The 22,079-nt window shown below is 58.3% G+C and carries 21 protein-coding genes; 12 read left to right on the top strand and 9 right to left on the bottom strand.

Going from position 1 to position 22,079, the window contains the following annotated elements:
• Positions 1 to 12: 12 nt before the first annotated feature.
• Positions 13 to 2,880 (bottom strand): RNA polymerase-associated protein RapA, encoded by a 2,868-nt coding sequence (gene rapA, locus FPL19_RS05730; protein ID WP_150911449.1) that lies wholly within the window; start codon positions 2,878 to 2,880, stop codon positions 13 to 15.
• A 42-nt stretch (positions 2,881 to 2,922) separates the two neighbouring features.
• The gene (cysZ, locus tag FPL19_RS05735) at positions 2,923 to 3,666 is read right to left on the bottom strand and encodes a sulfate transporter CysZ (protein WP_150911451.1); all 744 of its coding nucleotides are present in this window, start codon (positions 3,664 to 3,666) and stop codon (positions 2,923 to 2,925) included.
• Positions 3,667 to 3,749: 83 nt separating this feature from the next.
• Between cysZ and FPL19_RS05740 the strand changes: the two genes are divergently transcribed.
• Complete coding sequence (locus FPL19_RS05740; RefSeq protein WP_150911453.1) at positions 3,750 to 4,139, top strand: VanZ family protein; 390 nt, start codon at positions 3,750 to 3,752, stop codon at positions 4,137 to 4,139.
• Between the two features lie 477 nt (positions 4,140 to 4,616).
• On the opposite strand, the gene FPL19_RS05745 is transcribed toward FPL19_RS05740, so the two are convergent.
• Entirely contained in the window at positions 4,617 to 5,288 is a 672-nt protein-coding gene (locus FPL19_RS05745) for a class I SAM-dependent methyltransferase (RefSeq protein ID WP_150911455.1), read from the bottom strand.
• A 128-nt stretch (positions 5,289 to 5,416) separates the two neighbouring features.
• Between FPL19_RS05745 and mnmH the strand changes: the two genes are divergently transcribed.
• The 5 genes from mnmH (at position 5,417) to FPL19_RS05770 (ending at position 9,911) form a co-directional block, all read left to right on the top strand.
• Positions 5,417 to 6,505 (top strand): tRNA 2-selenouridine(34) synthase MnmH, encoded by a 1,089-nt coding sequence (mnmH, locus tag FPL19_RS05750; RefSeq protein ID WP_150911457.1) that lies wholly within the window; start codon positions 5,417 to 5,419, stop codon positions 6,503 to 6,505.
• 84 nt (positions 6,506 to 6,589) lie between these two features.
• The gene (locus FPL19_RS05755; protein ID WP_150911459.1) at positions 6,590 to 7,426 is read left to right on the top strand and encodes a mechanosensitive ion channel family protein; all 837 of its coding nucleotides are present in this window, start codon (positions 6,590 to 6,592) and stop codon (positions 7,424 to 7,426) included.
• 160 nt (positions 7,427 to 7,586) lie between these two features.
• Positions 7,587 to 8,147 carry an aminoacyl-tRNA deacylase gene (locus tag FPL19_RS05760; RefSeq protein WP_150911461.1) on the top strand — a complete coding sequence of 187 codons (561 nt, stop codon included), beginning with the start codon at positions 7,587 to 7,589 and terminating at the stop codon, positions 8,145 to 8,147.
• A 90-nt stretch (positions 8,148 to 8,237) separates the two neighbouring features.
• Positions 8,238 to 9,524 carry an FAD-dependent monooxygenase gene (locus tag FPL19_RS05765; RefSeq protein WP_150911463.1) on the top strand — a complete coding sequence of 429 codons (1,287 nt, stop codon included), beginning with the start codon at positions 8,238 to 8,240 and terminating at the stop codon, positions 9,522 to 9,524.
• 21 nt (positions 9,525 to 9,545) lie between these two features.
• On the top strand, positions 9,546 to 9,911 hold the full coding sequence (locus FPL19_RS05770) for a histidine triad nucleotide-binding protein (RefSeq protein ID WP_150911465.1): 366 nt from the start codon (positions 9,546 to 9,548) through the stop codon (positions 9,909 to 9,911).
• 72 nt (positions 9,912 to 9,983) lie between these two features.
• Here FPL19_RS05770 and phoU read toward each other — a convergent pair whose 3' ends face one another.
• The 5 genes from phoU to FPL19_RS05795 all read right to left on the bottom strand — a co-directional run bounded on the left by phoU (position 9,984) and on the right by FPL19_RS05795 (position 15,497).
• The gene (phoU, locus tag FPL19_RS05775; protein WP_150911467.1) at positions 9,984 to 10,706 is read right to left on the bottom strand and encodes a phosphate signaling complex protein PhoU; all 723 of its coding nucleotides are present in this window, start codon (positions 10,704 to 10,706) and stop codon (positions 9,984 to 9,986) included.
• A gap of 33 nt (positions 10,707 to 10,739) precedes the next feature.
• A complete protein-coding gene (gene pstB, locus FPL19_RS05780; RefSeq protein WP_150911469.1) occupies positions 10,740 to 11,633 on the bottom strand; it encodes a phosphate ABC transporter ATP-binding protein PstB in 894 nt (297 codons plus the stop codon).
• Positions 11,634 to 11,643: 10 nt separating this feature from the next.
• Entirely contained in the window at positions 11,644 to 12,918 is a 1,275-nt protein-coding gene (pstA, locus tag FPL19_RS05785; protein WP_150911471.1) for a phosphate ABC transporter permease PstA, read from the bottom strand.
• A complete protein-coding gene (pstC, locus tag FPL19_RS05790; protein ID WP_150911473.1) occupies positions 12,911 to 14,299 on the bottom strand; it encodes a phosphate ABC transporter permease subunit PstC in 1,389 nt (462 codons plus the stop codon). The genes pstA and pstC overlap by 8 nt, the downstream gene beginning before the upstream one ends.
• Positions 14,300 to 14,444: 145 nt before the next feature.
• Complete coding sequence (locus tag FPL19_RS05795; protein ID WP_225314304.1) at positions 14,445 to 15,497, bottom strand: substrate-binding domain-containing protein; 1,053 nt, start codon at positions 15,495 to 15,497, stop codon at positions 14,445 to 14,447.
• 202 nt (positions 15,498 to 15,699) lie between these two features.
• Between FPL19_RS05795 and FPL19_RS05800 the strand changes: the two genes are divergently transcribed.
• From FPL19_RS05800 to FPL19_RS05825, 6 genes are read left to right on the top strand one after another with little or no spacing between them, the layout of a single operon-like run.
• Complete coding sequence (locus FPL19_RS05800; RefSeq protein WP_150911477.1) at positions 15,700 to 16,110, top strand: acyl-CoA thioesterase; 411 nt, start codon at positions 15,700 to 15,702, stop codon at positions 16,108 to 16,110.
• A 58-nt stretch (positions 16,111 to 16,168) separates the two neighbouring features.
• Positions 16,169 to 17,122 carry a phosphate/phosphite/phosphonate ABC transporter substrate-binding protein gene (gene phnD / locus FPL19_RS05805; protein ID WP_225314305.1) on the top strand — a complete coding sequence of 318 codons (954 nt, stop codon included), beginning with the start codon at positions 16,169 to 16,171 and terminating at the stop codon, positions 17,120 to 17,122.
• A gap of 10 nt (positions 17,123 to 17,132) precedes the next feature.
• Positions 17,133 to 17,954, top strand: coding sequence for a phosphonate ABC transporter ATP-binding protein (gene phnC, locus FPL19_RS05810; RefSeq protein ID WP_150911479.1), 822 nt, complete (start codon positions 17,133 to 17,135; stop codon positions 17,952 to 17,954).
• Entirely contained in the window at positions 17,954 to 18,751 is a 798-nt protein-coding gene (gene phnE / locus FPL19_RS05815) for a phosphonate ABC transporter, permease protein PhnE (protein ID WP_150911481.1), read from the top strand. Before phnC ends, phnE (FPL19_RS05815) begins: the two co-directional genes overlap by 1 nt.
• Complete coding sequence (gene phnE, locus FPL19_RS05820; RefSeq protein WP_225314306.1) at positions 18,748 to 19,578, top strand: phosphonate ABC transporter, permease protein PhnE; 831 nt, start codon at positions 18,748 to 18,750, stop codon at positions 19,576 to 19,578. The genes phnE (FPL19_RS05815) and phnE (FPL19_RS05820) overlap by 4 nt, the downstream gene beginning before the upstream one ends.
• A gap of 4 nt (positions 19,579 to 19,582) precedes the next feature.
• Positions 19,583 to 20,530, top strand: coding sequence for an HAD-IIA family hydrolase (locus FPL19_RS05825; RefSeq protein ID WP_150911483.1), 948 nt, complete (start codon positions 19,583 to 19,585; stop codon positions 20,528 to 20,530).
• Positions 20,531 to 20,534: 4 nt separating this feature from the next.
• Here FPL19_RS05825 and FPL19_RS05830 read toward each other — a convergent pair whose 3' ends face one another.
• A complete protein-coding gene (locus FPL19_RS05830; RefSeq protein WP_150911485.1) occupies positions 20,535 to 22,058 on the bottom strand; it encodes a sensor domain-containing diguanylate cyclase in 1,524 nt (507 codons plus the stop codon).
• Positions 22,059 to 22,079 lie beyond the last annotated feature (21 nt).

Genomic DNA, 22,079 nt, shown 5'->3' on the forward strand with positions numbered 1-22,079 from the left:
ACCGATTCACTTTCAGGCAGTTACAATCACCCGAATACCCTCCAGCGACAGGCTTGCCTGGCCAATAGCCGCCTCCGCTGCCGCCAGTTGCTCCCGGAAGAACGCAATTTCCTCTTCCCGGATCGCCGGATTGACCTGCTTCAGGGATTCAAGCCTCTGGATCTCCGGCTTCAGTAACTGGCCCAGCCCTTCAAGCGCTTGGGCCCGCAAGGGCTCAAGATGCGGTGCTGCGAGGCGCTCGGCATGATCTACCATGGTTTCCACCTGGGGCCGGATCTGCGGCACGATGGACTGGGCGGTCCGGCGGCGGATGTTGGAACACATGTCGTTCAACCGGTCGTGAGGCAGCGTCGCGGACAGATCGCGGCCATTGACGTCTACCAACAGTCGCAGTGGCGATACCGGCAGAAAACGGGACAGCTGAAGCGATTCAGGCGCCGGGCAATGCACCGTGTAGAGGGCCTCCAGCAACAGGGTTCCCGCGGGCAGGGCTTTCACCGTCATAGTGGCCAGTGCCGCTTTGCCCAGACCGGAACTGGTGACCGATTCCATGATGCCACTCACCAGTGGGTGCTCCCAACTCATAAACGCCATATCTTCCCGTTGAAGCGCCTGCTGGCGATCCCAGGTCACGGTCAGGCCGTCTTCCGGAAGCTCGGTGACGTGCCCGGCCTGGTATTGCTCACCGGGACGTAATATATCGGCGTGCTCGGAATGGTCTTCAATATCCACGCCCAGAATGTCGCAGGCGTCGAGCATGTACTGCCGCACCGGGTCACCGCTTTCCTCGGCTTCAATCGCTTCAATCAGGGTTTGGGCCACTTCCGGGCGACAGGAGTTGAGCTCGATCAACGCGTCCCGACCTTTGCGCAGCAGCTCCCGCAAGCGATCGGCCTCGGTCTGCGAGTCGTCAATAAGCGCTGATAGCTGTTCGCTACTGCCACCACCAATTGCTTGTTCCCACTGCTCCGACACCTTTTCCTGGACCGCAACCCCCACCGAGCAACTGGCCGCAAAGGCATTCAGGCCCTCGTCAAACCAGCGGAACTGCACCGCCTGAGCGGTGTTTTCCAGATAGGGTACATGGATGTCGATGGCCTCGGTCTGGCCGATCCGGTCCAGGCGCCCGATACGCTGCTCAAGCAGATCCGGGTTTGCTGGCAGATCGAACAACACCAGATGGTGAGCAAACTGGAAGTTGCGACCCTCGCTGCCAATCTCCGAGCAGATCAGCGCATGGGCGCCCTGCTGGTCGTCGGAAAAATAGGCCGCAGCCCGGTCCCGCTCCACCAGACTCAGGTGTTCATGAAACGCGGTGCTGCGAATACCGGCCCGTAACTGCAGATAGTGCTCCAGAGCCACAGCCGTTGACGCGTGGGCACAAATGACCACCACTTTCGCCGGCTTCAGCTGGGTCAACGTTTGCTCCAGCCAGCCGACCCTGGGGTCTTCCGCCAGCCAGAGTTCTTCATCAACGGTGATTTCCGGCGTTAGCGCCGTCATGCCATAGCGTACGGACGGGTCGTAGATTTCCGGACACGGGAGCGGGATGGCAGCAGGCCTGCGCTCCGGAAAGCCGGCGATGGCGGCCCGCGTGTTGCGAAACAGCACCCGCCCGGTACCGTGACGGTCAAGCAGTGCATCAATAATGCCCTGAACCGGGTCCGGAGCAGAGATCAACCGGTCAAAATCGTCACCCAGCCACCCCTTAAGGGACTTGCGGTCACTGTCGTCAAGATCCGTGCCCTGCTCTCTCAGTCGTGTTACCGCGTTGTTGATTGATTCATAACGGGCCTCTTCCTTGCGGAAGGTTTCAAGATCGTGGAAACGCGCCGGGTCCAGCAGGCGGAGGCGCGCAAAGTGGCTGGCCACCCCCACCTGCTCCGGGGTTGCCGTCAGCAAAAGCAGGCCCTGACTGGCCGTGGACAGTTGTTCAACCAGCTGGTATTCCGGGCTTGCCGCTTCCGGGCTCCAGGCCAGGTGATGGGCCTCGTCTACCACCATCAGATCCCAGCCAGCAAGGCGAGCGTCTTCCTGGGCCTGTGGATTGCTCATCAAGAAATCCAGACTGCACAGGGCCAGTTGTTCAGCCTCAAACGGATTGGCCGACGGGTCGTCGGCAAAGTCCTCATCTTCCTCATCGGGCAGATCAGCGAACGCCGACTCGGCCTCGTAGCGGCCCTGGTCGATAATCGAGAACCGCAGGTTAAAGCGCCGCAGCATCTCCACCAGCCACTGGTGCACCAGTGAATCCGGCACCACAATGAGCACACGGCGCGCCCGCTGGGTTTGCAGCTGGTAGTGAAGAATCAGGCCCGCCTCGATGGTTTTGCCCAGTCCCACTTCATCCGCCAGCAACACGCGGGGAGCAAAACGCGTCGCTACCTCATGGGCAATGTAGATCTGATGCGGAAGATGCTGGGTGCGGGCACCGATCAGTCCCTGGGCGTCTGACGCCCGCAACCGGTCCTGATGGCGAACGGTGGCCATGCGCAGGCGAAAGGCGCCATTACGGTCAAACTGACCGGCGAAAAGTCGCTGATGGGGCGCGGAAAAATCAACGGCGCTGCTGAGTTTTACTTCCGATACGCGCGCAAGTTCCTCGCCACCGTCGTCGGCGTAGTACATCAGGACGCCGCCAAGATCCTCCACCGCTCGAACCACGAAACGCTCGCCGTCGAAGGTTTCAATCTCCTCGCCGATCTGATACATGATGCGGGAAAGGGGCGCGTTATCAATAGCATAGGTGCGCTCCTCATCGGCTGCCGGGAACCCCAGCGTCACTCTGCGCCCGGAAAGCTCGGTTACGATGCCGAGCCCGAGTCCGGTATCACTGTGGCTGACCCAGCGCTGGCCAATGACAAAATCCGATGTATCCAAGAAGCCTCCAGAAAATGGAAATAAATGCGAGAAAGCTGAACCTCAGCTGGACTGGTTCTCACGAACCCAAAAAGCGGTAGCACCACAGACGGCAGCAGGCACCACAATCAGGTTCAGAACCGGCACCATGGCCGCCAGTGCCACCGGCAGGCCAAAGCCCAGGGCGGAAAGCCGCGAGGCGGCCAGCGACCGGCGCAGATCCGGAAAACTGACCCGATGGTTATCCGCGGGAAAGTCCACATACTGAAGCGCCATCATCCAGCTGTTAAAACCGAACCAGAGCACCGCAGCGACAAGATTCACCACCGGAATAAGGCCGATAATCAGCAGACCCAGCGCCCGGGGCACGTAATAGAGAATCTTCTGGACTTCACGCCAGAGCGCACGGGGGATGTCACGGATGATCTGCGCCCAGCCGTCATCCGTGTTGACCTCCTGCCCGGTGAGGTGTTTTTCCGTCAACTCGGACAGGTAGCCGTAGAAGGGGGAACCGATCAGGTTGGCGACGATCACAAAACCATAGGCAAGCATCAAAAGGATAACCACGCCATAGAGCAGCCAGAACAGCCAGTCCAGGCTTTGCAACCATGCCCAGTCCGGCAGCCAGCTCATTGCGGCGGCGATCAGGCCGGTGAACAGTTCCGCCATGAAATAGAAAAGCAGACCGAATAGCAGAACATTGATGATCAGCGGAATGACAACGAACAATCGCAGGCCCGGCTGCCGGATAAGACCAAAGCCCTCTCCGAGATATCCCAGGCCGCGGACAAAATTGCCTTTCAACATGGTTCGCAGCACCTCAGCTTCAATGACAGTAGGGGTTGCAGAGCATATCATGATGCAAACTTCACCACAGCCCGACCGTCTTCATGAGTTCTATCGCAAATAACCTGCAGCGCCTTCTCCGGTGCCAGCCATTCTGGCGCACCGGCCTTGTGCTTTCGGCCATGGTCATTCTCTTTCTGGCGACCACCAGCGAGCCTTACCCAATACCCTCGGCTTCCAGCGACAAGATCAATCATCTGCTTGCGTTTATTCAGCTAACGGTTGTGACCCGTCTGGCCTGGCCCTATCTGTCGCGAATCTGGGTTGCGCTCGGGGTTCTGGGTTTCGGTCTGCTGATCGAGATCACTCAGGCATTCCTGCCGCATCGAGAATTTTCTCTCCTTGATCTGGCAACAGACGGAGGCGGAATCGTCCTGGGCCTGCTGCCCTGCCGGTTTATTTTTAACCGTGAGCCCTATTCTTCCGGACGCTGAGCTCTGCACCGGTTTCTGGATTTGCGATATTGCCCTACCTCCTTGTGCGATATCTCTCACGTTTCCGTGAGAAAGCACGGTTGTCTATCATACGTAATACCTTCAACTCCTCATGAGAAAATCTTAAACCCCTGTTTTTAAAACTTTTTCTAAAACCCACTTTCAGTGCTCGCTGAAAACCCCGAACTGTTTCACACGAACGAAACCTGCAGATTGATATAGTTCTCCCATCAAGGATGACAGGGAAAGGGACGACGCAACGGACGCACCCCCGCACTGGACGCAGGGAGAGGCAAGGACACAGGGACGCCTCGCGCTTAAGGGAAACTAATTGGATTGTTGGCTCGGATGCTGGCACCACGGACGGGTTATACAGGGATCATGGACAGATATTCGGCAGCAGGGCTGCTGCCGGTAACGCAAGGACGCGATGACCTGTTCCGGAAAGGGCAACTTAACAGTTGCCCTTTTTTTATGTCAGCGTTCCGCGTCGTCAGTCGCCGTCAGATAGATCCTCACCCTATTGAACTCCTCGAATTCATGAAGATCCGGCCAAGTTCTTGAATGCAGCACTGCCTGCTGGATGTAGGCATTGTTGCCCAGACAGGCCAGGCGCGAGTCTGCCAGCAAAACCTGAGGCGCGGACTGCCGGAACTGCTCAAGCAACGGGCGGTTATCGGGATCGTAGAGCACGTCTGCCGCCGTCATAATATCGATTCCCGGCGGCCGGTTTTCCCAGTCTTCACACAGAGTCAGGCTGATGTTGTTTAGACGAGCGTTTGCCGCCGCCGCATCCAGCGCTGCCGGATCAATATCACAGGCAATTGCCTCGCGGGCACCCATCATCGCCGCGGCGATGGCCACAATACCGGAGCCGGAACCGAAATCCAGCACCCGCTTGCCCGCCACCAGATGCGGGCGTGCCAGGATATAAGCAGCCAGAGCCTGACCGCTGGCCCAACAGAATGACCAGTAAGCGGGCTCCGCAACCACCGCCTGCGCCTCATCATGGCTTATGGGCCCTTCCAGAGCGTCCGGATCAAACAAATAGAGGGAAATCTGCGGACAACCCGCCGGTCGCGTAGCGGCGACCCTGCCCCGACTCAGGGTTTTGGCCAGGTGGCCATTTAGGACTTCCGCCGATGCCATAATTAACTCCTGAACCAGCTGACCAGGCGCCATTGTAGACCGTCTGCGGGGCTCAGGCACCCGCGCCGGACAAGGGCCCGGCACTTCCGTTATACTGGCGCCTCATTTTTCGCCGACGATCTTCACCTATGCGGTCCAGACCAGACACCGAAGATTACCTCTCGATTTTTCTGAACGACACACCACTACTGGATGTCCGTGCTCCGGTGGAATTCGACAGGGGCAGCTTTCCCAATGCCGTCAATGCCCCGCTGATGAATGACGAAGAGCGTCATCAAGTGGGCATCTGCTACAAGGAAGACGGCCAGGATGCAGCGATCGAACTAGGTCACCAACTGGTGTCCGGCACTGTAAAAGAGGCACGTATCGAAGCCTGGCGGCGTTTTGTCGCGGATCACCCGGACGGCTACCTGTTCTGTTTTCGTGGTGGACTTCGATCCAGACTGACCCAACAATGGATCCAGCAGGCCGGCCTTGATTACCCCCTGATCAAAGGCGGTTATAAGGCCCTGCGTCGTTTTCTGATTGACCAGCTGGAAGAACGCATCGCCCAATCGGAATTCCTTATTGTCAGCGGGCGCACCGGCACCGGGAAAACCCGGGTACTGAACCAGCTTCCCAACCCGGTGGACCTGGAGGGACTGGCAAATCACCGGGGCTCCAGCTTCGGCCGTGAAGTGACACCCCAGCCTACCCAGATTGATTTCGAAAACCGCCTGGCAGTGGCCATGCTGAAAGCCCATCACAGAGTGGGCGGCCCTGTTTACCTTGAGGATGAAAGCCGCCTGGTAGGCCGCTGTGCCCTGCCCCAAAGCCTCAGAGAGCGCATGGCCGCTGCGCCTTTGCTGGTACTGGAGCAACCGATCGAGGAACGGGTGCGGATCATCCGCGAGGACTACGTGGTGAAAATGGCCTCCGACTATTCGCGGCGCGATGGCGAGGAAGCAGGCTGGTCAAATTTTGAAGACTACCTGTTGAGCGCCCTGGACCGCATCCGCAAACGTCTTGGGGGCGAACGCCACCAGCGTCTGCGCCAGTCAATGCAGGAAGCCCTTGAAAACCAACACGCCACCGGCGACGTAAGTGGCCACGATTATTGGATCGCGTCACTGCTCGAGCACTATTACGACCCCATGTACGACTATCAACTGGCCCAGAAGGCCGGGCGAATTCTTGTTCGGGGTGGTCCTGAAACCATTCGCGGTTTCGCGGAGTAACTGGCGTTGTCAGACTCGTCTGCTATAACCATTCGCAGACGATGTTTGTTCGAAAACAACATTCCATTCCAAAGGAGCGAATAGATGGAAGACCTTGTAGGCAACATCAATGTGCCGGAACTTTATGATCAGGCCAGCGGGCTAATCATGGCCTATGCCCCGAAGCTGCTGCTGGCGATTGTTACGCTGGTTCTCGGTCTCTGGCTGATTAACCGCGTTATCGGCGTGATGGACAAGAAGCTGGGCGCAAAAGACCCCACGCTGAACAAGTTCCTTTGCGGACTGATCGGCGCCATCCTCAAGATCATGCTGCTGATCTCGGTCGCATCCATGATCGGCATCGAAACCACCTCCTTTATCGCCGTTATCGGTGCCGCCGGCCTGGCGATTGGTCTGGCATTGCAGGGCAGTCTGTCCAACTTCGCGGGCGGCGTACTGATCCTGATCTTCAAGCCTTTCAAGGTTGGCGATACCATTGAAGCCCAGGGGCATCTTGGCGCCGTGGCTGAAATCCAGATCCTTTACACCATCGTGAATACCTTCGATAACCGTCGTATTGTCATCCCCAACGGCAGTCTGTCCAACGCCACGCTGGTGAACGTCAGCATCTATGACAAGCGCCGTTGCGACATGACCTTCGGCATTCACTACGACGACGATATCGACAAGGCCAAGGCCATTCTCCAGCGCCTGTTCGACGAAGACGAACGCTCGCTTCAGGACCCTGCACCGCGGATCTGTGTCGGAAGCCTTGGCGACAACTCCGTCAACTTGATGTTCCGCCCCTGGGTAGCCACGGATGATCTGTGGCCCTACTACTGGGATATGCACGAAAAGGTCAAGAAAGCCTTTGACGAGGCCGGCATCACCATTCCGTTCCCCCAGCGGGATGTGCATGTCTACAACAGCAAGATCGACTGACGGGTGACTGAACTCTCATTTACACAATCTGTTACTCGCATTCCTGAATGCCTCGACTAAGCTGACCAATGATGGCGGCGGCAAAGCTCAAATGCCGCCGCCAGGTCATTGAAGCCCGCGGCTTCAGTACCGCTGTCATTGCTGGTAGGAGGTTGTCACTATGCCGGTACAGCAGTTGAAGAAGCACCTCGATCACGCAGGCGTTGAATATATGTGCCTGCCTCACCCCCCCGCTTTCACTGCCCAGGAACTTGCCCACCACGTAAAAATCGCCGGAGACCGGGTGGTCAAGACGGTGATTCTGGAGCTCGACGGCAAGATGGCCATGCTGGTGATGCCGGCAACCTGGCGGATACGCTGGGATCGCCTGACCCGCATCCTCGACACGGATTTTGTCGATCTGGCCGACGAACAGGAATTCCAGGACCGCTTCCCCGATTGCGAAGTCGGCGCCATGCCCCCTTTCGGTAATCTGTTCAACATGCCGGTTTACTGCGCTGAGGCGCTGACCAGGCAGCCGGAGCTGGCCTTTGCCGCCGGCAGCCACACCGAATCCATCCACATGAAAACCAGCGATTTTCTGGAACTTGTTCGTCCCATGGTGCTGGAGCAGGGTTTTGTCAGACCCGGCAGCCAGAAGCCCGCCTGGCTTACCCGTAAACGGACAACCACAGGAGACGCCCTGACCGAAGGTCACGCTGCCAATATGGCAGGCTACTGAGCACCGACAGGCCAAAGCCCGGGCCTGGGTCGTATTGCTTGTCTGATCCGGTTGTTTGCGTAAACTGGACGCCTCAGACAGGACATCTTTATGACTCAAGCTTTCGATATAGTGATTGTCGGTGCCGGCATGGTGGGTTCAGCACTGGCTACCGGCCTGGGACAGAGCGGCTTCACCGTAGCCCTGATCGACCAGGCGGAGCCCGCACAATTCCAGGAAGGGCGGGCCCCCGACATCCGCGTTTCCGCCATCAGCGCCGGTAGTGAACGCTATCTCGATCAACTGGGTGTGTGGTCGGCCATTAACGCCATGCGCGCCACCCGTTACACCCGGCTTGCCGTGTGGGACGAAACCCGTCACCCCCTGAGCAACTTGCTTCCGCGCAAACTGGCGGACGTCACCTTCGATGCCCGCAACCTGTCCGCCAGCCACCTGGGGCACATTGTCGAGAATTCGGTTACCCAACGGGCCCTCTGGGACGCTGCCAGCAGCCAGCCCACCGTCAGCGTTTTCCCGGGACGCACCCTGACGGCGCTGGAAAACGATGCCACGTCCGCCAGAGTGACCCTTGATAACGGCGACACTCTGGAAAGTCGGTTAGTCGTCGGGGCAGACGGCGCCGGCTCTGTCGTGCGGAATCTGGCCGGTATCGGCGTAAGCCGCAACCAGTACCAGCAGCAGGCGATGGTAATCTCCGCCAGGTACCAGGGGCCGGTGGAAGACATCACCTGGCAGGGCTTCTTCCCCACCGGTCCAAGGGCTTTTCTGCCCCTGCACAGCGCGGGCAATGGAGAAAGCTGGGCATCCCTGGTGTGGTATGACTCACCGGAGGTGCTGGCCCGCCTGAAAGCGCTTCCCGATGATCAACTGCTGCAGGAAATCGCCATGGCCTTTCCACCGGAACTGCCGCCGCTGACCCATATCGAAGCGAAGGCCAGCTTCCCGATTGCCCGCCAGCATGCCAAACACTATGTGAATCAGCGGGTTGTGCTGGTCGGCGATGCCGCCCACACCATCAACCCGCTGGCCGGACAGGGTGTTAACCTCGGTTTTCAGGATGCCCAGTGCCTGCAGACCCAACTGCGAGAGGCGCGCCGGGCCGGCAGTGACCTGGCAGACGCACAGTGGCTGGCTACCTATGAAAACCAGCGGCGCCCCGCCAACCGCCGGATGATGATGGCGATGGACCTGTTCTACCATCTGTTCAGCAACGAGACACCGCCGCTGCACCTGCTGCGCAACCTGGGGCTGGGCGCCGCCAAAGCCATGCCCTTTGCCCGTAATCAGGTGGCCCGCTACGCTATGGGGATCGACGACGAACTACCACCCCTGGCCCGCCAGATCGCTCAGCGGCTGCCCGGGCTCAGACACCTTTAGCTTCAGAGAGAGGGAGAACTCATGTCAGGCACAATCTTTACCAAGATCATGAACCGCGAAATTCCGGCGGATATCGTCCATGAAGACGACGTCAGCCTGGCTTTCCGCGATATCAACCCGCAGGCACCGGTCCATCTGCTGATCATCCCGAAAAAGGAAATCGCGACGATCAACGATATGGAGGAAGGCGACCGCGAACTGGTCGGTCATCTTTACTGGGTTGCGGCCAAACTGGCAAAAGAGATGGGTTTTGCCGACGAGGGCTATCGAACGGTGATGAACTGCGGCGAAAGCGCTGGCCAGTCCGTGTTTCACATCCACCTGCACGTGCTGGCCGGCAAACCCCTCGGCTGGCCGCCCTATACCGACAAAATGAAGCAGGCCTGAGGCATTCCGACCTTGGGGGGAGGCAAGCGGGCCGGTATTGCCGGCCCGCTTGCAGCAGCATCGGTGGAAAACTCAGCGGCCGACGACTTTCTCGGCTTCTTCCACCGGTGTGTGCCGCACGTCCTCGCCTTTGACCATGAAAATCACATTTTCGGCAATGTTGCAGGCATGATCACCTACCCGTTCCAGGGCGCGCAGAATCCACATGACCGACATGCAGCGGGAAATGTTGCGGGTGTCTTCCATCATGAAGGTCAGCAGGGTGCGGGTGGCCGCCTGGTACTCTTCGTCGACCCGCTTGTCTTCCTTCATGATCCGCAATGCCTGCTCGGAATCCAGGCGCGCAAAGGCATCCAGGGAATCGTGCAGCATGCCCAGCACGTGGTTGCCAATGTGACGGACTTCCACATAGCCCCGGGGCGCCTGGCCTTCCTCTGATAGCTTGATGGCAAACTTGGCAATTTTCTTGGCCTCGTCCCCGACCCGTTCCAGGTCAGACACCATCTTGATAACAGCCACCACCAGCCGCAGATCGCGCGCCGTAGGCTGGCGCCGGGCAAGAATCAACGTTGCCTCTTCGTCCAACTCGATTTCCATCTGGTCGACTTTCTTGTCGGTAGCACGCACCTCGTCTGCCAGGTGGCCGTCGTTGTCCACCAGCGCATTGATGGCACGGTCAACCTGGGACTCCACCAGCCCGCCCATTTCCAGAAACTCGCTTTTCAGGGCCATGAGTTCGTCATTGAACTTGTGCGAGATGTGATCGCCGTAAACATCATCCTTTCTATCTGGCATAGCTATGTTCTCCAGTAATCAACCGCACCGGCGTTAACCAAAACGCCCGGTGATGTAGGATTCGGTAAGCGGGTGCTCCGGTGAGGTAAACACCTTATTGGTTTCATTCACTTCCACCAGATGCCCCAGGTGGAAATACGCGGTGCGATGGGAAACCCGCGCCGCCTGCTGCATCGAGTGGGTCACGATGACAATAGTGTAGCTTTCCGACATCTCGGAGATAAGCTCTTCCACACGGGCCGTGGCAATTGGATCCAGCGCCGAGCAGGGCTCATCCATCAGGATCACCTCGGGGCTGACCGCAATGGCACGGGCGATACACAGGCGCTGCTGCTGGCCGCCCGACATACCTGTTGCCACCGAATCCAGCCGGTCTTTTACCTCGTTCCACAGGCCGGCTTTACGCAGGCTGTTTTCAACAATATCGTCCAGTTCCGACTTGCGGTTGGCCAGGCCATGAATACGCGGGCCGTAGGCCACGTTGTCGTATATGGATTTGGGAAAAGGATTCGGCTTCTGGAACACCATGCCCACCCGGGCGCGCAGTTCGACGACATCCCGCTTCGAGCTGTAGATATCCTCATCATCCAGCATCAGCTGACCCTTGATACGACAGATATCAATACTGTCGTTCATGCGATTCAGGCAGCGCAGAAAGGTGGATTTGCCACAGCCAGAGGGGCCGATAAACGAGATAACCTCGTTCTGGCCAATATCCAGGCTGATGTCCTTGATTGCACGATCATTGCCGTAGGAAACGCTCACGTTCCGTAACTTGAACTTGGGATTGTCTGCGAACGGTTTACCGACCGTTTTCCCCTCTTCAATAACAGTCTCTTCCGGCTGGTCCCTCACAGGAACCGCTTCCTCCGCCTCGACAGCATGACGATCCGCTTCACTGGAAATTGTAGGGTTCATCGTGTTCATGTTTATCTCCTTACCACCGACGCTCAAGGCGCTTGCGAAGCCAGACGGCCAATGCGTTCATGCTAATCAGGAATGTCAGCAGCACCATAATGGCCGCCGACGCGCGTTCTATAAAGGCCAGTTCCGGGCTGCCCGCCCAGAGAAATACCTGAACCGGAAGTACCGTTGCCGAATCGAAAAAGCCCGTGGGTACATCCACAATAAATGCCACCATGCCGATCAGCAGTAGCGGTGCTGTCTCGCCCAGAGCCTGCGCCATCCCGATGATGGAGCCAGTCAGCATACCCGGCATCGCCAGTGGCAGAACGTGGTGCAACACCACCTGCATTTTAGAAGCACCGATACCTTCCGCCGCTTCCCGGATGGAAGGAGGCACACTCTTGATCGCCGCCCGGCTGGAAATAATGATGGTGGGCAGGGTCATCAGCGTCAGCACCAGGCCGCCCACAAACGGTACCGAGCGAGGCAGACCGAAAAGGTTGATGAAGACCGCCAGACCCAGCAGACCGAAGATGATCGATGGCACCGCCGCCAGGTTGTTGATATTCACTTCAATGAAATCGGTGAACTTGTTCTGCGGTGCAAACTCTTCCAGATAGATCGCTGCTGCGATACCAATCGGGAACGACAGCACCAGCGTCACGAACATGGTCAGCAGGGAACCTACAATCGCGCCCAACACGCCGGCCCGGGACGGGTCACGGGAATCGCCATTGGAGAACAACACGTCGTTGAAGGAGGTGTCCACCACACCCTTCTCCAGCAGCTGGTCCACCCAACGCTGCTGGCGCTCGGTCAGCTTGATGGAATAGGCATCATCACCGGCATGCTTCACATAGACATCCACGTCGGTATGAGCCAGAACAGTGATGGTCTGGGTGGTACCAAGCCAATCCGGATGCGCTTTGAGTATGTTGCGCAGCTCAATGGAGGCGTATGGGTTGAGCAGATCCCGGACCGCATCCTTGTCATCCTGGTTGGCGCCCGGTACCTGTTTGATCAGAGCCTGAAGCAAAGGCTCGACAAAATCCGCATTCTTGAGCTGACGCGCATCGGTGGCATCATCCAGGTACATCATCTCACCGTCCAGCGGTACTTCCATGGTGATGGTGGTTTTGATGAAACCGGTATAACCCTTGCCGATAATGTCTGCAAACAGCACAACCAGCGCCGATAGCGCGATGGCAATGGCCAGTATGCCGTAGGCCCGGAAACGGAGTTCCTTGCGGTAACGCGCTTTGAGTGACCGGCGGACAATCTCCGCCTGTGAACGTTGATCAGTCATACTGTTCCCGATATTTGCGAACGATTTTCAGGGCCACCACGTTCAGAAGCAGGGTAGCGAGGAAGAGCATGGCGCCCAGTGCGAACGCGGCCAGGGTCTTGGCGCTATCGAATTCCTGGTCGCCGGTCAGCAGAGTGACAATCTGCACGGTGACCGTGGTGACGGTCTCCAGCGGGTTGGCAGTGAGATTTGCCGCCAGCCCTGCCGCCATCACCACGATCATGGTTTCGCCAATGGCGCGTGAGACCGCCAGCAATATGCCGCCCATGATCCCTGGCAGGGCCGCCGGGAAAATCACCTTCTTCATGGTTTCCGACTGAGTGGCGCCCAGGGCCAGGGAGCCGTCCCTCAGGGTCTGGGGTACGGCATTGATCACATCGTCGGACAGGGACGACACGAACGGAATGATCATGATGCCCATGACACCACCGGCGGCCAGGGCACTCTGGGAGGAAGCATCAATGCCCAGAGATGCGGCAAAATCGGCGATAAACGGCGCCACAGTCAATGCCGCGAAGAAGCCATAAACCACGGTGGGAATGCCCGCGAGCATCTCGAGGAGAGGCTTGACCACGCCACGAACCCGCTTGTTGGCGTATTCCGACAGATAGATGGCGGACAGCAGGCCAACAGGCACGGCAACCACCATCGCAATCGCAGAGATCAACAGAGTGCCGGTAAACAGCGGAATCATGCCGAAGGCACCCTGGGCCGCCACCTGATCCGCCCTCAGGGCGGTTTGGGGGCTCCAGTTGGTGCCAAAGAAAAACTCGATAAACGAAATTTGTTGAAAAAACCGGAAGGTCTCGAAAGCCACTGAAAAAATAATGCCCATGGTGGTCAGAATCGCCAGGGCGGCACAGGAGAAAAACAGCCACTTTAGAATCGACTCCACCTGCGCCCGGGCGTTGACCCTTGGCCCGACTCGTACCCAGCCCAGAAATCCTGCCAGTACCGTCACCGAAATGACCAGCGAGCTCATCAGAAACTGGCTTTGCTGACGCAGCGACTCAAGACGTTCCGCAGCCGCGGCGATGGGACCATCCACGAACGCCGGTGGCAGCGCACCACTGGCAACGTTGCTGATCTTGCTGAGCAGTAGACTGGCTTCGCCCTCTGAATCCGGCACCATGTCCTGCGGCAATGAACCAATAACCAGCGTCTGAATGACTTTATCCTGAAATGCCGCCCAACTTACCAGCACCAGCAACCCTGGAATGACACACCAGAGCGCTGCCCGGGCACCGTAATAGAATGGCAGTGACTTGAGGTGGCGAATACCACCCAGGGGCATCGCCAGCGACCGGGACCGTGCGTAGCCCAGACCGTAGGCCACCAGGGCCAGTACGAGGGTCAGTAAGAGGAGCGTGGATGATTGCATGTATTTTCCCGTCTGACACTTTGATAGGCGACAAGTGTAAAGATTTAAAACAGGTTTCGCACTGTGAGCTGTAAACGTGCAAAAGGGTGCGGGCCATTTTCGGCCCGCACCCCTATCTCAGGTAACGACAGTAACGCTTACCTGCTTACATCAGCTCTTCTTTGGCCAGGTTCGGCATTTTCTCGGCTTTCTCCTGAAGGTTCATCAGGGCATCACGAGTGGGAACAATCAGGCCAACGCTCTTGAGGTAGCCGTTTGGTCCCATCGCCGCAGCGCTGGTGAACTCTTCAACGTATTGAGCAATGCCGGGAATAACGCCAACGTGTGCTTTCTTGACATAGAAGAACAGTGAACGTGCGACCGGGTATTCGTCGCTCGCGATTGCTTCATTGGTCGGCTCTACACCGTTAAGGGTAGCAGCCTGCAGACGATCAGAGTTTTCTTCCAGGAAGCTGTAACCGAACACACCGTACATGCCAGCGTCGTCAATCAGTTTCTGCACGATCAGGTTGTCATTCTCGCCAGCTTCGATGAACGCGCCATCTTCACGAACGCTCTGGCACACGCTCTCCATGTCGTCCTCGCTCATTTTGGCAACGGCCGGCAGGTCTTCACAGCCACCCTGCAGGGCCAGCTCGTTGAATGAGTCACGGGTGCCGGAAGTCGGAGGCGGACCCATTACACGGATCTTGACGTTCGGCAGATCGGAATCAACCTCGGACCAGGTCTTGTAAGGATTCGGGATCAATTCGTTTTCGTTGTCCGGGTTCGGCACCTGCTTGCCGAGGGCCAGGAACAGCTGCTCAAGGGTCAGCTCCAGGTTCTGGGCTTCCTGAGAGCTGGCAATCACGATACCGTCTGAACCGATACGGAATTCGGTAATGTCTTTAACGCCGTTTCCCATGCAAAGATCGTATTCGGAAGTCTTCATGCGGCGTGAAGCGTTGGTGATGTCAGGGTGCTGGGTGCCGATGCCCTGGCAGAACAACTTCATGCCGCCGCCGGAGCCGGTAGATTCAAGCTTGGGCGTGGCAAAGTCAGTCTTGGTTCCAAAACGCTCGGCCACAACGGTGGCGAACGGGTAAACAGTGGAAGAACCGACGATGCTGATAGTGTCGCGAGCCATGGCAGGAGTCGACACGGCAGCGATGCTGCCTGCCAGTGCTACTGAGGTGAGGGCTGTTTTAAGGTTAATCACGTTGAGTCTCCATCTAGCTGTCATTTTGACTTTATGGTCGGGTTGCTTCACCGATACGCAAACCTTAAAGACGTTTTGTGACAACTTTGTGACAACCCCTGAAATATAGAACAGGTCAGTGGATTTTTCTTGCAGACACCTCGTGGGACGCTAACATGCGTATACCAAAAATAATTCCAGCGCCACCATAAAGGCAGTACCCATGACAGCCCTGAATGACGATATGCCTGCGCCGCGCGGCGAACTGATTACCCAGATTGTTCCCCTACCCTCCGACACCAACCCCAACGGCGACGTCTTTGCCGGTTGGCTGGTCCGCCATATGGACATTGCCGCTGCCACCCTCGCCGGGCGCACATCCCAGGGCCGCAACGCCACCGTAGCCATGGACCGGATGGAATTTCTTTCACCGTTGAGAGTGGGCGCCCAGGTCGGCTGCTACGGCGAACTGGTGGAAGTAGGCCGCAGCTCCATGAAAATCAACATCGAAGTCTGGACCCTGGACCGCAGTGCAAGAACCCCCCGTAAAGTGACCGAAGGGCTCTTCATCTACGTGGCTATTGACGAGCACGGCCGTATCCGCGAAGTACCGGACCAGCCCGAGTTGTCATAAAAACGTCATCGTCTAGTCTTAGGGTCGGGATGTAACTTCCCGTAACCGGAGATCGACGATGAACATGAAAACGCTTCCATCCATTGCCTGCGCCCTGCTGCTGGCGCCCCTGTCCGCCCAGGCAGAGTTCAGTCTCGATTCGCAGTACCAGGATAAAGACGGTGACCTGATTGCGGATATCCCCTCCGACCAGTCGAAACTGGTCGACCCGTCCACCCTGATCTTCGCCTACACCCCGGTTGAAGATCCTGCCGTCTACCGTGAAGTCTGGTCCGGATTTCTGAGCCACCTGTCTGACGTCACTGGCAAAAAGGTCCAGTTCTTTCCTGTTCAGTCCAACGCCGCGCAGATTGAAGCCATGCGAGCCGGACGCTTGCACATCGCCGGATTCAATACCGGCTCCAACCCTCTTGCCGTTGCCTGCGCCGGGCTTCGTCCGTTCGCCATGATGGCGGCGGAAGACGGCTCCTTCGGCTATGAAATGGAAATCATCACTCATCCGGATTCCGGTATTGATAGCGTGGAAGACATCCGCGGCGGCGAACTGGCCTTCACCTCCCAGACCTCCAACTCGGGATTCAAGGCGCCCTCAGCAATATTGAAAGCCGACTACAACATGGTCCCGGGCGAGGATTTCGAGCCGGTATTCTCGGGCAAGCATGACAACTCCATTCTCGGCGTGGCGAACCGGGACTATCCGGCGGCGGCTATCGCCAATTCAGTGCTGGCGCGCATGCTGGATCGGGATGTGGTAAGCAAAGACCAGATCGAAACCATCTACACGTCCCAGACCTTTCCCACCACCGCCTATGGCCTGGCCCATAACCTGAAGCCTGAACTGCAAGAGCAGATTAAAGAGGCCTTTTTCTCTTTTGACTGGGAAGGTTCGGCACTGGAAGAAGAGTTCTCCAAGTCCGGCGAGGCGCAGTTCATTCCCATTACCTTCAAGGAGCATTGGGAAGTAATCCGAAAGATCGACGCCGCCAACGGTGTTGCCTACAACTGCCAGTAAACGGTGACTCTTGAACCTACTTAAGCTGGACCGACTTTCCAAAGTCTATGCCACCGGTGATACGGCGCTGCACCAGGTCAGTTTCGAGGTTCCTGCAGGGCAGGTTCTCGGGCTGATCGGGCCGTCGGGGGCAGGTAAATCGACCCTGATTCGCTGCATCAACCGACTGGTTGAGCCCACCAGTGGCACCATCGTACTGGGCGAATCGGACCTTTCCCGGCTTCGGGGCCGGGAACTGCGCCGCGCCCGACGGCGTATAGGCATGATCTTCCAGGAATACGCCCTGGTGGAGCGCTTGACGGTCATGGAAAACGTACTGTCCGGTCGGCTGGGCTACGTCCCCGCCTGGCGTTCATTCCTGCGACGCTATTGCGCAGACGACATCACCAAGGCCTTTTCACTGCTGGAGCAGGTGGGATTGTCACAGCACTACAACAAACGCGCGGACGCGCTTTCGGGCGGCCAGCGCCAACGGGTGGGCATCGCCCGCGCCCTGGAACAGGATCCGGAACTGCTGTTGGTGGATGAACCCACAGCCTCGCTGGACCCGAAAACCTCCCGCCAGATCATGCGTCTGATCGGCGACGCCTGCCGCGAGCGGGAACTGCCGGCCATAATCAATATTCACGACGTGATGCTGGCCCGCCAGTTTACTGACCGGATCATCGGCCTACGTGCCGGAGAAGTGGTTTTCGACGGCTCCCCAGACGCGCTCACCGATGAAGTACTGACCCTGATCTACGGGGACGAGGACTGGACCCGGATGCGGGGCGAAGAGTCCGGCAAGGATGACCCCCAAACGCCGACCGTTGATCTGGCCGAGGGGGTGTAATGTCCCACCCCACCACCTGGAAACGGCCACCGGTTCTTTTCACCCACACGCTCTGGCGACGGACAATCTACGTCGGAGCGCTGATCTACCTTGTACTGGCAATGCAGAGTATCGAGGTCGACTGGCAGCGGGTGTATCTGGGGCTCGATCGAGGCTGGAAATTCGTGGAAGGCTTTCTGACCCCCGATTTCACCACTCGCTGGCGGGACATCAGCGAGGGCCTGATTGAAAGCCTGACCATGACGGTGACCTCCACCGTTGCCGGCATTCTGGTGTCCGTACCCATCGGTATCGGCGCCGCCCGCAACCTGGCACCAGCACCGGTCTACCTGGCCTGCCGCGGAATCATTACCCTGTCCCGTTCGTTTCAGGAGATCATCATCGCGATTCTGCTGGTGGCGATGTTCGGTTTTGGGCCCTTCGCCGGCTTCCTGACCCTGGCGTTTGCCAGCATCGGCTTCCTGTCGAAGCTTTTGGCGGAGGACATTGAGGCCTGCGACCGCAGCCAGATCGAAGCGATCCGGGCGACCGGCGCAGGCTGGTGGCAGGTGGTCAATTACGCCGTGCAGCCCCAGGTGATGCCAAGGTTGGTGGGACTCTCGCTTTACCGACTGGACATCAATTTCCGGGAATCGGCAGTGATCGGTATTGTCGGTGCCGGTGGCATTGGCGCTACCCTGAACACCGCCATTGACCGTTACGAATACGATTCCGCCGGGGCCATCCTGATCATCATCATCGCCATTGTGCTGGTGGTGGAATACTCCTCTTCCTATATTCGCAGGTGGGTCCAGTGACAGACCGTCCGATTTCACCGGCCACCTCACCAGCACCCCCTGTCTGGCATTTCCGCTCCCGCAAGCAGGTTTTGCTGCGATGGCTGGGATGGTTCGCACTGGTGGCATTAACTGTCTTCTGCTGGCAACTAATGACCCGGGACACCATCTGGGCCTTTGTCAGCGACGCACCGGCACAGGCCGCTGACATCGGCGGACGGATGTTCCCACCCGCCTGGGGCTATATCAGTGAACTCTGGGAGCCGCTCTGGGACACCATCAACATTGCCACCCTCGGGACCCTGATCGGCGTTGCCATCGCCATTCCGGTGGCCTTTCTGGCGGCCAGTAACACCACGCCCAGCACCCGATTCGTCCGTCCGCTGGCGCTGCTGGTGATTGTTGCCTCCCGTTCCATCAATTCCCTGATCTGGGCGCTGTTGCTGGTCGCCGTGATCGGCCCTGGCCTGCTGGCGGGGGTGATTGCGATCGGCCTTCGATCCATCGGCTTTGTGGCAAAGCTGCTCTACGAAGCCATTGAGGAAATCGACACCAGCCAGGTGGAAGCGGTGCGGGCAACCGGAGCAAGCGGTGCCCAGGTGATCGACTACGCCATTGTGCCGCAGATACTACCCGCCTTCTGGGGGATCAGCGTGTTCCGCTGGGACATCAACATCCGGGAATCCACCATCCTGGGTCTGGTAGGCGCTGGCGGCCTGGGGCTGCAGCTCAGCGCATCACTGGCAACCCTGGCCTGGAATCAGGTGGCGATGATCTTCGTAGTGATCCTCGCAACAGTGGTTATTTCAGAATGGGTTTCCGCGCGGGTACGTCAGGCGGTAATCTGAGGGCATGAAAGACACCCATCCCACCTCTTTTGAAGGCCTAGTCCCTACCCCGACCTGGGCCTTCGAACAATACCAGCGCCTGCGGGACCAGCTTCCCCAGGCCAAACCCAGCGCAGAAGCCCCCCGATGGGTACCATCCCTTGAGCCACTGTCGGACCGTTTCGATGCGTTCGTATTTGACGCCTTTGGCGTTCTGAACACCGGCCCCTCGGTCATCACTGGTGCGGTTGAGCGTCTGGCGTCTCTGCAGGCGGGTGGCAAGCCGGTTCTGGTGCTTTCGAACGCCGCCACCGCAAGCGTTCAGAATCTGACGAAAAAGTATCGCGGCATGGGGTTTGATCTGACCGACCACCAGATTATTTCCAGCCGCTGGCTGCTGGAAGACGCCCTGGCCCGGGCGCCGCGACAGGACGATCTCTGGGGCGTGATCGCACCATCCCACTCGGGCAGCCAGTCGCTGCCGGGAATAAACCAGAAGCCGGTACGCCCGGGTATTACCGACCGGGAGCTGGACGGATTCGGCGGTTTCATCTTCATGAGCAGTGAAGACTGGAACGAAACAATCCATCAGCAACTGACCGCCAGCCTGAACCGGCACAGCCGGCCGCTGAAAGTGGCCAACCCGGATCTGGTGGCCCCAAGGGGAGACTGCCTGACCCTAGAGCCGGGGTACTTTGCCCATAGACTTCGCGAAGCCACGGGCGTTCAGCCGGAATTCTTCGGAAAACCCTATGCCCCGGCGTTCGCAGCCACCCTGGATCGGCTTGACGGCATAAAACGAAATCGCATTCTGATGGTGGGGGACACTCTCCACACCGACATCCTCGGGGCACAGGCCGCCGGCATGGCCACGCTGCTGGTGTGCAACCACGGCTCACTGAAAGGCATGAATATCGATGACTGCGTGCGGCAGTCCGGCATTACACCGGACTGGGTAGCGCCCTCCATCTGAGCGGCTATCTGGACCATTCGAGGAAGGTTCCGGATGAATCGGTGAGGCAGTCGCGGCCGGCCTGTTTCGACAGATACAGCCGGTGGTCAGCCATGGAGATCAGGGCATCGGGGCTGGCGGAGCCGTCATTGAATTCGCCAATGTCCGCCACCCCCGCGCTGACAGTGACGGGAATCGGGCGCCCGTCAAACACAAAGCTTTCCAGACGCACTGTATTCAGAATCCGCTCTACCAGATGACGCACGTCACCGCCTGCCACGTCGCTGAACACTACAATGAATTCCTCGCCGCCGAACCGGGCCACCACATCCATGGGTCGGACATGATGCAGAAGGATTTCGGCGAACCTCTGCAGGATGCTATCCCCGCCCAGGTGCCCAATCGAGTCATTGATCGCCTTGAACCGGTCAAGATCAAACATGGCCAAGGAAAAGGGTTCGCCGCGCCGATCCCTCCGGCCCAGCATTTCCTCCAGCCGGGGCATCAGATAGCGGCGGTTGTGAAGGCCTGTCAGCGGGTCCCGAATGGACTGATTCAGCAGCTCTTCTTCCAGCCGGAAACGCTCCAGCGCCCCAGACAGCAGGCCCGACACAATGATCAACAGGTCTGCCTGGTCCTGGCGCCAGTCACGACGTCTCAGGGAATCCACGCCAAAGAATCCGCTGACCCTGCCACGCACCCTGATCGGCACACAGAACATGGACGACACACCCTGTTCCCGCAGCATGGCCTGCTCGGACGAGGCGTTCGCTGGCAGCTTGTCCACATCCTCAATAAACACCACCCGGTTTCCCGCCACCATGTTTTCTATCTGCTGATGCCACCAGTGAAAGTCGGCAATCGGCACCTGCTGTTGGTCGGCGATAAGTGAGGGCACGCCCTCCCTGCACCACTCATGGGTATTGGACATCCGCCGGTACTCTTCGGAAAAACTGTAGAGATAGGCCCGGTCTGTTTCGAAAAACTCTCCAATACTTTTCAGAACTTCATCAATGCATTGGTCAATGGTGCCAAAACCGAGGTTGATGAATTCACTGGAAAGCCGGGCAATCAGCTTCTGAAAGCCCGCCTGAAAGGAGAATTCGGCCTCGCTCTCCCGTAGGCTCTGTTCCAGGTTCTTGTAATGCTGGATGTTGTGAAACTGGCCGTACCAGACGGTACTGCCGTCCTCCTGGCGCTCAGGCCGGGCGTGCACTTCGAACCATTCGTACTCGCCGCTTATGAGCTTCAGGCGGGCCCGATAACGCCACGGCTCCAGAGTCAGCGCCGACTGCTGGATAGTTTCCACCACTTCGCCCGCGTCAGCGGGATGAATCACCGAGAACACGGAGTCAGCGTTCTGGTTCAATATCGACGAGTCGACCCCGAGCAACGAATGCACCTGGTTACTGACAAACGGGTAATGGTGGGACTGGCCATCGGCACTGAGCCAATACGTAAAGAGAACACCGGGCACCCCAGAAGCCAGCTTCTGGAAAAACCCGGTGGAGGAGGCAATTTGCTGCCCGTGACTGGACTTGATTGCCATAGATAGCGCATCCCTCTGACA

Source organism: Marinobacter halotolerans, assembly GCF_008795985.1.
Lineage (GTDB): Bacteria > Pseudomonadota > Gammaproteobacteria > Pseudomonadales > Oleiphilaceae > Marinobacter > Marinobacter halotolerans.